This is a genomic window from Aquimarina sp. MAR_2010_214, assembly GCF_002846555.1.
Classification (GTDB): domain Bacteria; phylum Bacteroidota; class Bacteroidia; order Flavobacteriales; family Flavobacteriaceae; genus Aquimarina.
In genome coordinates this window covers 5,730,760-5,745,089 of sequence record NZ_PJMS01000001.1, presented here as the reverse complement: position 1 = coordinate 5,745,089, position 14,330 = coordinate 5,730,760, and the positions used below count along the sequence as shown (strand labels likewise).

Sequence of the window (14,330 nt, the reverse complement as noted above, 5' to 3'; positions counted from 1 at the left end):
GTAGTAATGCAAAACAACTCTCAAGAAACACCAGATCTAAAATTGAAAAACGAAAATGAAATAGATACAATTATTGTTGGTTCTGGAGTAGGAGGGCTTGCTTCTGCAATTTGTCTTGCTCGTAGTGGTCAACGTGTTTTAGTTCTCGAACAACACGATGTGCCAGGAGGATGGTGTCATAGTTTTTATCTAAATGGATATCGCTTTACACCTGGAGTACATTATGTAGGGTTGTTGGATAAAGGGCAATCTACAAGCGAACTTTATGAAGGACTGGGGATTGCAAATGATCTTGCTTTTTTTAGAATGAATACGGCATCATACGAACACTGCTGGATTGGTAATGAGCGTTTTGATTTTCCTGCTAATTTTGATGAATTATGTGATTCGTTATCAGAACGTTTTCCAGAAGAAAAGAAGAATATTAAAAAATACCTCACTATGGTACGCACAGTGAGTAGACAAATACAATTAATCCCTAAAATAAAAGGTTTTTGGGATCATGTTACTATCCCTTTTCGAACAAAATACATGGGAAAGTATGCGTTGTTTAGTTTAAAAAGGGTGATCGGTTGGTATCTCAAAAATCCATTACTCAAAACGATACTCAATATACAATATGGAGATCATGGATTACCACCGGGTAAGGCAAGTTTTCCGTTACATTGTGCAGTAATGGATCATTATTTTGATGGTGGTTTTTATCCTATGGGTGGAGGAGGAGCTATTGTAAAAGCGATGACCAATGCAATCAAAAAACATGGTAGTGAAGTACGTACTGGCCAAAGCGTAAAACGTATTTTGGTAGAAGGAGAAAAGAAAAAACGTGCTATTGGAGTCGAACTAGAAAACGGAGAGAGAATTCTTGCCAAAAGAGTGATCTCTAATGCAGATCCAGGAAAAACCTATTTGGATATGGTAGGTCGCGATAATATAAGCCGTGGATTATTAAAGAAACTTAATAAAACAAGATATTCGTGTACATCACTTATGCTTTTTTTGACAGTGGATATGGATCTTCGAAAAGCAGGATTGGATTCTGGTAATATTTGGATGATGCCCAAAAATGCAGATATGGATGAGCAGTTTGCAGAAATGCAAAGAATTGATATCGAAGAAGGTGATGAATTTGCAGGTCTTTTTATAAGTTGTACAACGCTTAAAGATCCCATAAGTTATGATGGTCGATATCATACTATGGAAGTAATTACTTATATTAATTATAAGGCTTTTGAAAGATTCGAAAATGAGAATAAGGAACGCTCTCCAGAATATCTACAGTTCAAAGAAAGATTGACTCAAAAATTTATGAATAGTCTGGAAAAAGTAGTTCCCGGGATTAGTGATCATGTTGTGCAGAAGGATCTAGGAACTCCGATTACCAATGAGTATTATATAAATTCTACTGAGGGCTGTGTATATGGTACCGAAAAAAGTTTACGCCATATTGGTCCTTTGGCATATAAACCAAAAAGTGAAATCGAAAATCTGTACCTCTGTGGCGCCAGTATTGCTTCTCATGGAGTAGCAGGAGCAAGCTATTCTGGAGTTCAGACCGCAGCGCTAATTCTCAAATGCAGACAAGATGATCTTATTCAGCCAGATGCAGATCTAAATCAGGATGTTCGTATTTATGATGCCGAAGACCCTTCTGATTATCCAGACTGGATGTTACGCAAAATAGAAGTCAAAAAAGCACGTTTGGCTACCGATGATAATAGATTTTCTTCTGTTAAAGAAGAAAAGTAATCTCTACTTGATATATAATAATACTATCTTAACCTGTTGTGTATTTAGAGATTAATAGCATAAAAAAGCGTCAATTCGAGTGGTTTTTCGGAATAGAATGAAGAAAAATTGTATCGAGAATAGCTTTTTTGATTCAAAATTCTATTCTCGATACACTTCTTCCTTTGGTCGAAGCACTCCTTTAGACTTGCATAATTATATTTATTGAAATAAAAAAGAGCAGAACTTAAGTACACTAATAACACTCAGAAGGGTAAACTTCATAGTTCGATTTAGACTTAAGTTCTTTCTTTCATCAACAATCTCTAATAGAAATTCGGGATTTTAAGCCCATTATCAAGGAGTCGAGTTATGATGAAAATGCTCTTTTCATTCAGAGAGGTAAAATTATGAAAAGTATTTATTTAGGAATTGACATTAGTAAAAAAACATTAGATATTTGTTTAGTTGATCAGAAATCAGAAGCATTCTTTAAGATTGAAAATAAAATCAAAGCGATTAAAAAACTCTTTAAGGAGATAACTACTTTAGATGCTGAGATCTTTATTGCAATGGAAAATACTGGTCTTTATAATTATAATTTATATGAAGTTTTGAAGGATTATTCATTTAATGTTTATGTGATCGATCCTAAGCACATTAAACGAAGCATCGGTTTAGTTCGTGGTAAGAATGATAAAGTTGATGCTAAGCGCATTGCTACTTTTATTGAAAGGAACTATCAAGATTTTGATTGCTGGAAGCCCACAAGTGAGGCTGTACAAAATATAAAAATACTGATGAGCCAACGTAGACATAAGGTAAAAACTAGACAGGCTATTAAACAACAAAATAAGGAGCTTAAAACAGTTAAAAGGACTAAAATAATAAGTTCCTCAATGAAAATCAATTTAAAAGAAATTGAGCAGATTAATAAACATATAGCGGCTATAGAAAAATTGATTAAAGAGGAGATAGCTAATGATTCTGTTTTGAAAAAGGACATAGAACGTATCAGAACTATACCAGGAATAGGATCAGTTACAGCTTGGACTTTAGCTGTGAAAACTGATGGTTTTGTGCGATTGACTAATCCGAGAAAACTAGCTTGTTTTGCTGGCGTTGTTCCATTCGAACAACAAAGTGGAACAAGTCTAAAGACAAAACCAAGAGTATCAAAAATGGCGGATATGCAACTTAAATCCGTGCTCCAAATGGCAGCTATGAGAGCAGTAAGAATGGATAACGATCTTAAACACTTTTACTTGAGAAAAGTAGAAGAAGGTAAGAACAAAATGAGTGTACTCAATGCTGTTAGAAACAAACTAATACATATCGCAATGGCATTAATAAAAAACAAATCTTTTTATGAAAACCGTTTGGTATTGTCATAGAAATCGAATTGACGAATTTTGAATTAAAAAATCTCAAATGCACAACGGGTTATTTTATTAAATCATAGAATAATACTTAGACGGAATTTACCACTACCAAGAACCTAGAGCACAGTTTATTGAATCATCACTGGAAACAGTGGGGTATTAATGTATTGAATTAATTAATTTTATTTAATGAAAAACATCCTTGTAATATTATGTTGTGTTAATTTATTCTCGTGTAAAGCACAGTCACAATTTGAAACAATGAATGAAAAATTAATTGAGGCCTTTGATATGGTTAAAAATAAAGTTGACACCAATAGGAGAAGTACTTCCATACATATAGATAGTACTTCTATATCTGATAACAACTATGAGGTAACTCATTTTAAGTACCTCAGTATAGGGAAGATAATTAATTTCAAGTATGTCGATACTGCAAATGAAATCCATTGGACTACTCTTGTTAAAGAAGATATAGGGGTGCCTCATATAATATTGAAATACACCATCAGTTATAAAAAAAGAACCATATTATTTAAAAAAGGAAGTACGGTATTAAAAAACTCAGATCTCGAATATAAATCAATTGTAAATACTTTTATTTCGGATGCCTTAGCTTTAAAAGAACATCAAGAACAAGTATCCAAAGAAATTAAAAACGGAGAAATGGTTAGATTGAAAATTGGAGAAACTGTGCAGTTAAAGGATGGGGTTTCATTATCGCTAACAAATTTTGTAACTAAGCGTGTTTATCCAGGAAATCCATTATATGCTAGGGCCGAAGTAGATATCGCTTTAGATAATACTACAAAAAACATATACTTTGTAAGTAGATCTTTACATGGAGTAGTGTATCCACTAGATGGATTGACTTTTGATGAGTTAAAGGGATATGTTTTTCGATTGATGAAGTATAGGCACGGTGAGAATATAGAGGTTTTAGTTTCTAAAACTCAAATGGATTAAGATTTGAAACAGATAAGAATATCTTTTTTAGTTCTTATTTGTTCTATCATAATAGAGACAATTCAAAGAATGGAGAAAACAAACCAAGAGAAAATACTATAAAACTTATTTGTGTACAGTATGTATTTGTAATCCAAAAAATCATTCTATTTTTCTTTTATCAATAACAATTACAGGTTTTCTACTCAGTTTCGGAAATTGAAGTTTCTGAATGTCTTTTTTATCATGAAATTCAATTTTTGGAGATACTCTAAGCTTTGCTCTAAAATGATCTTTTATATCATGTAGTAAATCTTCTGTAGGGGTTTGTGTAACTATTTTGATTAAGATTTCATCTGTACCTATTGTATTATGAAAAATTTCGATGATATAATTCTCTACCTCATTAAAATCATTGAGAATATTATCCATAGCTGGAGGGTACAAGGTTGTTCCTTTATACTTGATCATCTGTTTTTTTCTTCCTACTACTGGACCCAAACGCATTGTATTGCGCCCACATGCACAACTTGAAGTATGTGCCTTGACCATGTCTCCTGTTTTAAATCGCAATAATGGCATTGCTTCTACTCCCAAAGTTGTAACGGTAAGTTCTCCTACTTCACCAGGAGAAACGGGATTGTTATTGTCATCCAAAATTTCTGCAATAATTAGCTCTGGATGGTGATGCCCTCCTTGTTGTTCACTACACTCTGTAAATGCTGTATTCATTTCTGTAGATGCATAGGTAGAGTATAATTCGATGTTCCAGGTGTTTTTTATGTTTTTTGCAAGTGTGTTTAACGAAAAATCTTGATTTCTAAGAGATTCTCCAATACAAATAGCACCTTTTATCCCTGAAGCATTGAGGTCAATATCATGTTCTTCGGCATATTTAATTAATTTTAATAAAAATGAAGGAACTACGATTAGGTAGGTAGGTTTAAATTTTAGAATAGAATCCCATTGTAATTCGGGGATTCCGGCTCCTACACGTATAATTCCGGCTCCTAATTCTCTAGCACCCAGAAAATAGGCTATTCCTGCCATAAAACGCCTGTCGATAGTTGTCATTAACTGCATTACATCTTCCTTTTGCACACCAGCACAAGCAAAAGAAATCGCTTCATTATAGGCTAGTCTTTTTAAATCATTATCGGTTAGTGCAAAAGTAACAGGTTCTCCCAAGGTTCCCGAAGTGGTAACATAATCTATGATTTCGCTTTTTGAGACACAGATAAAATCGTCATTAAACTGCTGCAATTGCTCTTTGGTAGTAACGGGTATTTTTACTAAGTCCTCTAGTGTATTAATCGTCGAAGAAAGAATGTTATGCTTGGCAAAAACACCTTGATAATAGGTAGAATTTGTGTCTAAATAAGATATTAGTTTCTTTAACTCTTGCTCTTGCGCTGTTTTGATTTCAGCCAACGATGCTTTTTCTATTTCAGGAATCATTATTTTAATATCCTTTTTAATTTTTTAATATACGTATTGATTTCACGTTTATCGGGAACTGTCGTGATTTCTTTGTTGCTTGCCTCTTCAAAAGCACGCAATGCAGCGGCATAATATTGTTTTTCGTAATAATATTTACCAATTAAATAATGTACTTCCCAATACTCTGGGTTGGCCTTCTGAAAATCTCCAATAAAAGAAGGATCCAACATATCTTTATTCTCAATTGCCGATTGAATATCTTTACTTAATCGTCTATAGTTTTCATAATCTTTATATGCTTTAGTAAATTGAAAAGAGTCCTTTTCAATGTTTAAATCAGATTGAGATAATGTTGTTTTTCTTTTTCTTTTTCTTTTTCTTTTATTAAAAATATCATTCAAGTTATAGGCAACAAATTCTCCTAATTGATATGGGCTTGATGATACCCAAACCATACGATCTTCTGGTTTAAAAACAATACCATGATGTGCTAATAATTGATTTAAAGCTTTTTCATTACCATATCCAATTTGTTTGTTGTTTAGTCCTTCTTTATTTCTTAGGATATCAACAGCAATTTGTGGTGTTACTTTTGGTTGTTGTTGCAATAACTCTTGCATTCTTTTATAACGATATTGAGAATGACTTTCTGCGATATGTTTTATATTGTTTTGATCATCAGAATAGGCTTCACTTTGAAAATGATTAGAACAAATTAATTGATTAGAGTTAGGGACTTCATAAACGCCAAAATTTTTGGGAGAAACCTCAATAGTAATTGCTTTTTTATCTTTTGCGCTTCCTATAAATATTGATTCGGATACAAAAACTTCTCGTTTTTTGGCTATCGCTATTGCTTCATCAATTGTCGAGGCATATTGTAAAATCTCACGAGCCAAAATTGAAATAGGAGTTTTTGCTAATAAAGGGATTTTGGATTTCCCTGCATTTATAGTTATTGTAAGTCCATGTTCGTTCATTCCCGAAACTACACCAATCATTCCTCCCCAGGTTACAGACATAAATTTATGACCCTCTGTTGGGCTTACAAAAGCAATGATTTTATCTTTGGCAAAGTCATCACCAGCATAAAAATCAAAATTTCTACCAATGATTAAATCACCGTCTACGGTTTTCTCTCCCCAGGCGGCAAATGAAGAGCATCCCACTAATGCTAAATCTTGCAAAGCATGCCCTATGTCATGCGCACCATGAAGGTATAATATTCTTAGATAGTTTTCTGCGATATGGTTATAATCGTTTGATGCATATTTTGACAGACCATATATTTCTGCTTTATACTCTGCAGGAATGTGTAAATACATTTTCCTGTTATACCACGCTACAACTTTTCTTAATAAATATTGCTTTGTTTTTGAAGGGACCAATTCCCCAACCTTAGATAGAAAAGCATGTTCCTGTTTTTTAAATAATTCTTGTGTTAGACTCCCGGTTTGTAAGCCTATTTGTAAAGGGTCTCCTTCTACATAAAGCTCCCATAAACCTTGTTTGTTTTTGCTAAGAAAGCTATTTCCTAAAGTAAAAACAGAATCCGAAACTTTAATTCTTTTTTCAACAGAAGAAGAGTAAGTACTAACATCAGGAATATCCTTTATAGATCTAGAAACGCCACATGACATTAATAGAAAAAGGAGCGCAAAAAAGCACAACCATTTTGTAAGACAAGATGTTTTTAAGAACATACTTCTTTATTTTTTTAGATGCTCGTTATTTTAATTTTTTCCATAGCCTAAATAGCTTTTATTCTTTATTGGCTTCCAATATTTTATCAAGCAAATAATCTTTACCTATTATTTCTGAGCAAGTAGTGACTGCACTAATAGTAACTCCCAAAATACCATGCATATTTAAACTTTGACCAGTAAACATTAAATTTTTAATTTTGGTTTTTGGAGATAAAAAAGAGTGCATAGGTTTATTAACATCTTTAACATAACCATACATCGACCCCTCATTACTACCAATATAATCTCTGTAGGATAATGGTGTTGAAGTATATGTTTCTTGAATACAATCTCTTATATTCGGAAATTTTTTCTCTAATTCATTAATAATTTTTTCAGCTTTTTCGGCTTTAAATTCTTCATAGGTTTGCCCTCTTTCATTTTTATTAGCTACCGTATTAAATGTGTTTTCCCAGGGTTCAACTTCTTCATAGCGCATATATGTCATTACAGCAATACTATCTCCATATTCATCTGTGTTTTTATTAATCCCCATAGTCATCATATATCCTTCTGGCCAACTTTCCTGAGTATAACTTTGTGTATCCCAAACTCTATCTGGATGATTAAAATGATAGAAATTTTTGTTTTGATAAGCAAAAGTGTTTGGTTTTAGTACGATATATAGTGTAAAAGCGGCGATTGTGCTTTCAATCTTATGTACTCGATTGGCATAAGATTTTCTAAATTTATCCTCTCCTGCTAGCTTTAAAGTAAGTTTTGGTTCAATATTAGAAATAAATAAGTCTCCTTTTATTTCTTTACCGTTTTTACATATGACCGAACTGATTTTTTTGTCATCAAATCCAAATTTAGTAACCTCGTGGTGTTTGTATGTTTCTCCACCATGTTCTTTTAATCTTTTGATTAAAACTTTTGTAATCTGACTCCCACCATTGATACATCGGTATGAGCTTTCGATGTATGAATTAATGCATAATGCATGTACATAAAAAGGGGTGCGATCACTATCTCCAGCATATAAATAATTTGTTCCTGCAAGAACTCCTTGTAGTTTTTTATTATCAGTAAGGGAATTGATGTAAGATTTCGCATTAAGCGAAAAAATTTCACTATCATCAAAGTAAGGCTTACCCTGTTTTAACTGATAAAGTGGAAATTTACGACATGTTTCTTTTAATTTATCACAATAGGTTCTAATGGCTTCTTCCTCTTCTGGGAATTGATTGACTAAAACTTTTATAAAGTTTTTATACCCTTGAGCATGCTTGTATTCTTTTTCATCACCTTCAAAAGTTATGATATCAAAACCGTCTTCATCAAGTTTTTTTAATTTTAAATCATCAACGATATTAATGTATTTAAAATACTGATATAGATTTTGTCCTTCAGAAAGGCCACCAATATAGTGTACTCCTGTATCAAAAATAGTTTTGTCTCTTACAAAGGTTTGTAAATTTCCACCGTATTGATTATTTTTTTCTAACACACATACACTATAGCCTTCTTTGGCTAAAATGATAGCAGAAACTAAACCACCTAAACCACTTCCGATAATTACAATATCATAATGCTCTTTCACACGTTTAAATTTTAGTAATTACTTAATAATAAATTAATTATAAGATTGAGAACGTGTGTAACCACTACGTTCTCGCATTAAAAATTTAAACATTTTCTTTTATGAAGTAATTGTTGAAATTTCTTAATGCTCGTTTCATTCTTTAATGTTCTTTGTTTTTTAAAATAACCAGATTATTCTTTTGGTGTCTGATCTCGAATCCCAAATTAGTAATTATCTGTGTATGTATATTTTGACTTTCTTTTAGTAAAATTAAAAGATTAATTTTATTGCTTAGCACCTTTTCTAATTCATTTTGTGTAATAGTAGCTAAATTTATGATAAGAACACTTGCATCATATGCCATTGTTTCTTCTAAATCATTGACACAAATAATTTTACTATGATTATTAGAAATATAACTGTTTTTAACGATATCTCTAGTGTTTTTGTTTTCTATGTAATTAATAATCTTCCTGTCTGGACTATCTAAAGATAATAGAAAATCTAACTGACCCGAATCTTTTGAAAGATGAAGTATAGTTTCTTTTTTTCCAACGGCATCTATAATTGCTTTATAGATTTCTTTATTAACTTTTAGATCTTTTCGTACTTCTTTATAAAGAGAATCTCCTTTATATCGATATTCTTCAAGAATGATATTGTTGAAGTACCCATCATGTTCTATCTCACTCCTGAGTTTCCCATATTCACTTTTGAAATATGCTCCGATTTGTTTTGTTTTTCTAGCATAATTTTCACCAAAACTGGTGTCATTTGCTTTTATTCTATCGAGTATTTTGATGGTTATACTACCGTCTTTAATAATAAAACTTCCCTTGGGGAGCACTTCAGAATTTCCATGAATAAGTACTGGAATAATATCTAACTCAAATTGCTCAGCAAGATAAAATGCTCCTTTATGAAAGCGTTTAATTTTATTGGTATTAGATCTTGTTCCTTCAGGAAAAGCTATGAGTGAGTAGCCTTGATCAACTTTTTTCTTTAAATGGTCTAATCCATTCTCTATACCACTAGACACAGGATAAAAACCAGCTAATTGTACTGCCTTACCAAAAACAGGAGAGTTGTACACCCAATCGTTTACCAGAAAAATAATTTTTGGATATAACATTCCTATTGCCAAAATATCTAAAAAAGAAGTGTGATTAGCGATAATAACTCCTGGTTTATCAAAGGTTTCATTACTTTGATTAATGATCTTTTTATGTACAAAAGGATTTGTATATAGTACTGATCCCATAAACTTTGACATTATTTTATGAAACCATTTCATTTTCATCTTTTTAGGTAATGGGATAATTTTTATCAGAAATACACTAAATAGTGAAAGTAATAAGCCTCCTAAACCATAGTAAGCAAAAGAAAGAACAGAATGTAAAAATAATCTAAGTGTTATTGGCCTTTTTGTCTTACTACCAATAAAAAGTCTAAATAATTGAGGCTGAATTGTAAATGAAATAACAATTGCAGATAATATTCCGATAATAGAAAGTAATGATATCGTATATAACGCAGGGTGTTTAGCAAATATTAAAACACCTACTCCCAAAATAGTAGTAATAACAGATAAAATAATGGATGTTTTATGAGTTGCTACTGCTTTTTCCCCGGTTTTATATTCATGTAGTAACCCATTGGTCATAAAAATACTATAGTCAATCCCAAGACCAAAAATAAAAGTTGAAATTATAATATTAAAGATGTTAAACTCTAGTGAGAATAATCCCATTATACCAATTGTTAGCAACCATGTGATTGCTATAGGAATGCTTGTTACCAAGGTAAGAGATAAACTTCTATAAAATAATAAAAGGATAAGCAACACAACAATTAATGAGTAACCTACTAGTTTGTTAAAATCATTTTTTAGATTCCCTAAAAAGGTTTCATTCATATGTTTCCTGTCAATAACAATAGTTTGAGGTTGATCTTTAAAAATATCAACTATATGTTGCGCATTTTCATCTTTTACTTTAACGAGCGTTGTTGCAGTGATAAAATCATCTTTTGTTGTTATATAGTCTGCAATAGAAATCGTTTTTAAAGCATTATAATCTGTAATTTTAAGAGGTTTGAAATTCGATTCTAAGAGGGTATAAAAAGCATTAAAACTAGTTGGCTTAAAACCTAACTTGTTTCCACTTTCAATAAGATTAGCTTTTGTATTTGCTATTGTATTAGTGTTCCAAAAAGAATTCCATTTCGAGATTCTTTCTTTTTGAGTTTTTTCTGAATAAATTAAAGATCCAATCGAGCTAAAATCGATTACTTTTCCTTCCTCTTTTAGTAGTTGTAGCTTTTCGAAAATCTTGTCATTTACCTGTAAGGCACCTTGCTCTGAATTTTCGTAGGCCGCCAGGTAAATTGATTTTGAAGCAATATTAGTTAGAGCATCTAACCTTAACTGTGCATCTTTTAGCTCTTGTGGCTCGAAGTTTAGCTTAGAAATATCATTATTAAACTGTACTTTATTATAGGTGAACAGACTTACAATTAATAACAACGTTAATGTTATAATTGCCCATTTGTTTTTATGTAAAGGGTATTGGGCGGCATTATCTATTAATGTTGTTTTTGGCCTTTTTTGAGAAGCACTTTTATATACTTGGGGGATGAAAATTAATGCGAAAAAAGAGGACCCAACAACGCTTATGGCTGCAAAAATACCTAAATCCTGAAGTGCTTGTGATTCTAAAAATAATAAACATAAAAAGGCTAAAGCGGTTGTTAAACTACTCATTAAAACCGGAGTAGTGATTTCTTTGTAAACGGCTTTAATATTAGTGTTACTTCTTATGTGTGTCAAAATATGAAGTGAGTAATCCAAAGTAACACCTAGTAGTACAGAGCCAATACCCAGGGATATTGCAGAAATTTTTACGCGAATTAAATACAATAAGGCAATAGCTAATAACCCTCCGAAAATTGTTGGAACAAATAGAATAATCGGAATGGTAATTTTTCTATAAAAGAAGATGAGTATGATCAATAAAATAGTAATAGCAATACTAATGGTTAGTTGGATATCGCGTTTTATCTGTTTGGCATTTGCCACAGCGATTAAAGCACCTCCAAAATATTCACTTTGTACTTTACCATTAAAAAGATCATTAAGTTGATCATTTATTTGATAAAGATCCTCTACAAACGCAGCATTTTTGGACGTTTCGCTAGATTTTAATTTAGGAGTTATAAATAATAGAACATGATTTTGATCTTTACTAAGTAAAAAACCATTGTGCAAAGTGAAATCATCACCAAAACTAAGTTGCTGTAATTTTTTTAAAGCAATAAATGATAACCCTAATGGGTCCTTCAAAATATTATCTTTTGCAATGATTCCTGTTGGTGAGATTAAGGTTTTATAATTGCGATTCGTTATAGCTTCAATGCTATCCTTTTGAATTTTGTTTTTAATGTCATCATAATCATTTTCTTGTAAAAAAAGAGGGAGGTTTTTGTATACAAAATCCAAAGTATTAAAAATGTCTTCTTCTTCAACTTTACCTTGAATTTGTTTGATGTGTTCGCCAGATTTTATAGTAACACTATCAATAAATTGTGCTGCATATTTGGTAAGATCATCAACTGACCCTTCAGGCTGACGTGTAATGTTTACTATGATTTTATCAGCAAAATTTACTGATTTTAATACTTTTTGAATCTCAGAAGTCTTATCATTTGTAGGAATCAATTTAGTAATATCTTCTTCAAATTCAATTTTTGAAGCTATCAATAATAAGCCCAAAATAATGAGTGCAAATATTCCAAAGCCTATTACTTTTTTGGAAACAATAGATGTATATAAACTATAAAAAAAGCGATCCATCATGATGCATTATTTTTTTTATAAAAAATGGTAAGAAATACATATCCTAAAATCCCTAAAGTAATAGCAGAAATTATGGCTAAAGTAAAACTACCTACAATATAGGTTTTAAGGCTTTTTATCATTTCAAAATCTTCGCCAATATTGGTAAATGATGGTTGAGACTCTCCAAAAATAAAACTACCTACTTTTAAGCTTATAAAAATGATAAAAGGAATGAAAGGAGGCAAGCTTACATTAGAAAAGGCAAAAGCTATTACCTTGTTTAGTTTGAAAAAAACAGCTAAAAAGAGTACCAGCACTGTATGAAATCCCCATAGTGGTGATATTCCTATGAAAACCCCTAGAGCTACTGATAATGCTTTTTTTTGTGGGGAATCTTGATTCTCTAAGAAATCTTCAAGAAAGAAACGTTTTATCCCTTTTTTTTTAACTTTCCGAAATATATTTCTCGGTTTTATATATAAAAAGGCCACTGTAACCAACCAGGTGTTAAGAATACTTATTCTGGTAAAGTCTTTAAAAGGTCTAAAATGTGATACCCTTTCGGTTTCATCATATAGTACTTGTACTGGAATATTTTTTACAATAACATCATTCCAGGCTGCTTTTACAATAACCTCTATTTCAAATTCAAATTTTGAAGTATAAAAATTCAAATTTGCTAAATTTTCTAATGGGTATAATCTATATCCAGACTGGGTATCCTGAAGTTTTGTACCTGTTTCTACCCAAAACCAGAAGTTAGAAAACTTATTTCCGAAACTACTTTTTTTAGGGACGCTTTCCTGGCTCATATTTCTTGCACCAATGAGCAAGATATTTTTATTTTCAGACTTATCTAAAGCGGTAATAAAAGCAGGAATGTCTTCAGGGAAATGCTGGCCGTCAGAATCTATAGTAATTGCGTACTGATAGCCTTGTTTTTGTGCATATGCAAATCCAACACGTAAAGCATTACCCTTACCTTTATTTTTTGGCAGATGGATTTGTTGAACCTGAGAATATTCCTTTAATATCTCCTGAGTAGAATCTGTGGCTCCATCGTTTACAACGATAATATTTTTAGTATAAAGTAATACTCCATCTATAACCCGTCGTAATGTTTTACAATTATTGTAGGTAGGGATTATTACACATACGTTGAATAGGTCGATTTTTTGTTTTGTAAACTCTTTTATCACTCAATTGAAGTGTTTCAATTTTTAAGGAACTAAAATTACTGCTTTTTCTTCATCACTAAAAGCTTTCGATTGCAAAATATACTCACCGATATGCTTTTTTAAAATTTTAGGTTTTATAGTCTTGTATTGTTTAAGCAGAAATAATTTGTCTTCTTTTATATTGGATTTATATCTTAGTAATTTGGGAGTGTTTTCTTGTATTCCTATACGTATAAAACGAGCCTCAACAGCATTTGGTGATTTCTTTATTGCAAATTCTATATATGTAACCCCTTCTATAAACAGTCGTTTTTTTTCTTTAAGATTTCTCTCATACTTGGCCTGTAATGTAATAGCAGCTCCTTTGTAAGCCACCAAAACAATATTATCTTCTTTATTTACAGATGCAAGTTGCTTATTAAGTGCAGCTACTTTTGTTTTGTCATGAGCGGCTTCTTTATATGCAATTCTAATAGTATCCAAATCTATTGAGAGCATAGTAAGAGAAAATGATATGAATACAATTAAAAATTTCACTCGTTCAGGTTTTTA

9 protein-coding genes are annotated in these 14,330 nt (G+C 31.6%); 3 read left to right on the top strand and 6 right to left on the bottom strand.

Annotated features, from left to right (window positions below; genetic code table 11):
- The first annotated feature begins 6 nt into the window (after window positions 1-6).
- The 3 genes from ATE84_RS24820 to ATE84_RS24810 all read left to right on the top strand — a co-directional run bounded on the left by ATE84_RS24820 (window position 7) and on the right by ATE84_RS24810 (window position 4,076).
- Window positions 7-1,749, top strand: a complete 1,743-nt coding sequence (locus tag ATE84_RS24820) for an NAD(P)/FAD-dependent oxidoreductase (protein WP_101450473.1) — start codon at window positions 7-9, stop codon at window positions 1,747-1,749.
- A 389-nt stretch (window positions 1,750-2,138) separates the two neighbouring features.
- The gene (locus tag ATE84_RS24815; protein ID WP_101450472.1) at window positions 2,139-3,122 is read left to right on the top strand and encodes an IS110 family transposase; all 984 of its coding nucleotides are present in this window, start codon (window positions 2,139-2,141) and stop codon (window positions 3,120-3,122) included.
- 249 nt (window positions 3,123-3,371) lie between these two features.
- A complete protein-coding gene (locus ATE84_RS24810; protein ID WP_101450471.1) occupies window positions 3,372-4,076 on the top strand; it encodes a hypothetical protein in 705 nt (234 codons plus the stop codon).
- Window positions 4,077-4,217: 141 nt separating this feature from the next.
- On the opposite strand, the gene ATE84_RS24805 is transcribed toward ATE84_RS24810, so the two are convergent.
- The 6 genes from ATE84_RS24805 to ATE84_RS24780 all read right to left on the bottom strand — a co-directional run bounded on the left by ATE84_RS24805 (window position 4,218) and on the right by ATE84_RS24780 (window position 14,315).
- A complete protein-coding gene (locus ATE84_RS24805; RefSeq protein WP_101450470.1) occupies window positions 4,218-5,513 on the bottom strand; it encodes a phenylacetate--CoA ligase family protein in 1,296 nt (431 codons plus the stop codon).
- Window positions 5,513-7,198, bottom strand: a complete 1,686-nt coding sequence (locus tag ATE84_RS24800) for a C45 family peptidase (RefSeq protein WP_101450469.1) — start codon at window positions 7,196-7,198, stop codon at window positions 5,513-5,515. The genes ATE84_RS24805 and ATE84_RS24800 overlap by 1 nt, the downstream gene beginning before the upstream one ends.
- Before the next feature lie 58 nt (window positions 7,199-7,256).
- Window positions 7,257-8,783 (bottom strand): NAD(P)/FAD-dependent oxidoreductase, encoded by a 1,527-nt coding sequence (locus ATE84_RS24795; RefSeq protein WP_101450468.1) that lies wholly within the window; start codon window positions 8,781-8,783, stop codon window positions 7,257-7,259.
- A 142-nt stretch (window positions 8,784-8,925) separates the two neighbouring features.
- On the bottom strand, window positions 8,926-12,618 hold the full coding sequence (locus ATE84_RS24790; RefSeq protein ID WP_369828558.1) for an MMPL family transporter: 3,693 nt from the start codon (window positions 12,616-12,618) through the stop codon (window positions 8,926-8,928).
- Window positions 12,615-13,799, bottom strand: coding sequence for a DUF2062 domain-containing protein (locus tag ATE84_RS24785; RefSeq protein WP_101450467.1), 1,185 nt, complete (start codon window positions 13,797-13,799; stop codon window positions 12,615-12,617). The genes ATE84_RS24790 and ATE84_RS24785 overlap by 4 nt, the downstream gene beginning before the upstream one ends.
- A gap of 21 nt (window positions 13,800-13,820) precedes the next feature.
- The gene (locus ATE84_RS24780) at window positions 13,821-14,315 is read right to left on the bottom strand and encodes a hypothetical protein (RefSeq protein WP_101450466.1); all 495 of its coding nucleotides are present in this window, start codon (window positions 14,313-14,315) and stop codon (window positions 13,821-13,823) included.
- Window positions 14,316-14,330: the final 15 nt, after the last annotated feature.

Excerpts from the sequence above, each read along its gene's own strand:
- ATE84_RS24790 (WP_369828558.1), bottom strand. The coding sequence starts at position 12,618 with ATGATGGATCGCTTTTTTTATAGTTTATATACATCTATTGTTTCCAAA.
- ATE84_RS24800 (WP_101450469.1), bottom strand. The coding sequence starts at position 7,198 with ATGTTCTTAAAAACATCTTGTCTTACAAAATGGTTGTGCTTTTTTGCG.
- ATE84_RS24820 (WP_101450473.1), top strand. The coding sequence starts at position 7 with ATGCAAAACAACTCTCAAGAAACACCAGATCTAAAATTGAAAAACGAA.
- ATE84_RS24810 (WP_101450471.1), top strand. The coding sequence starts at position 3,372 with ATGAATGAAAAATTAATTGAGGCCTTTGATATGGTTAAAAATAAAGTT.
- ATE84_RS24815 (WP_101450472.1), top strand. The coding sequence starts at position 2,139 with ATGAAAAGTATTTATTTAGGAATTGACATTAGTAAAAAAACATTAGAT.
- ATE84_RS24805 (WP_101450470.1), bottom strand. The coding sequence starts at position 5,513 with ATGATTCCTGAAATAGAAAAAGCATCGTTGGCTGAAATCAAAACAGCG.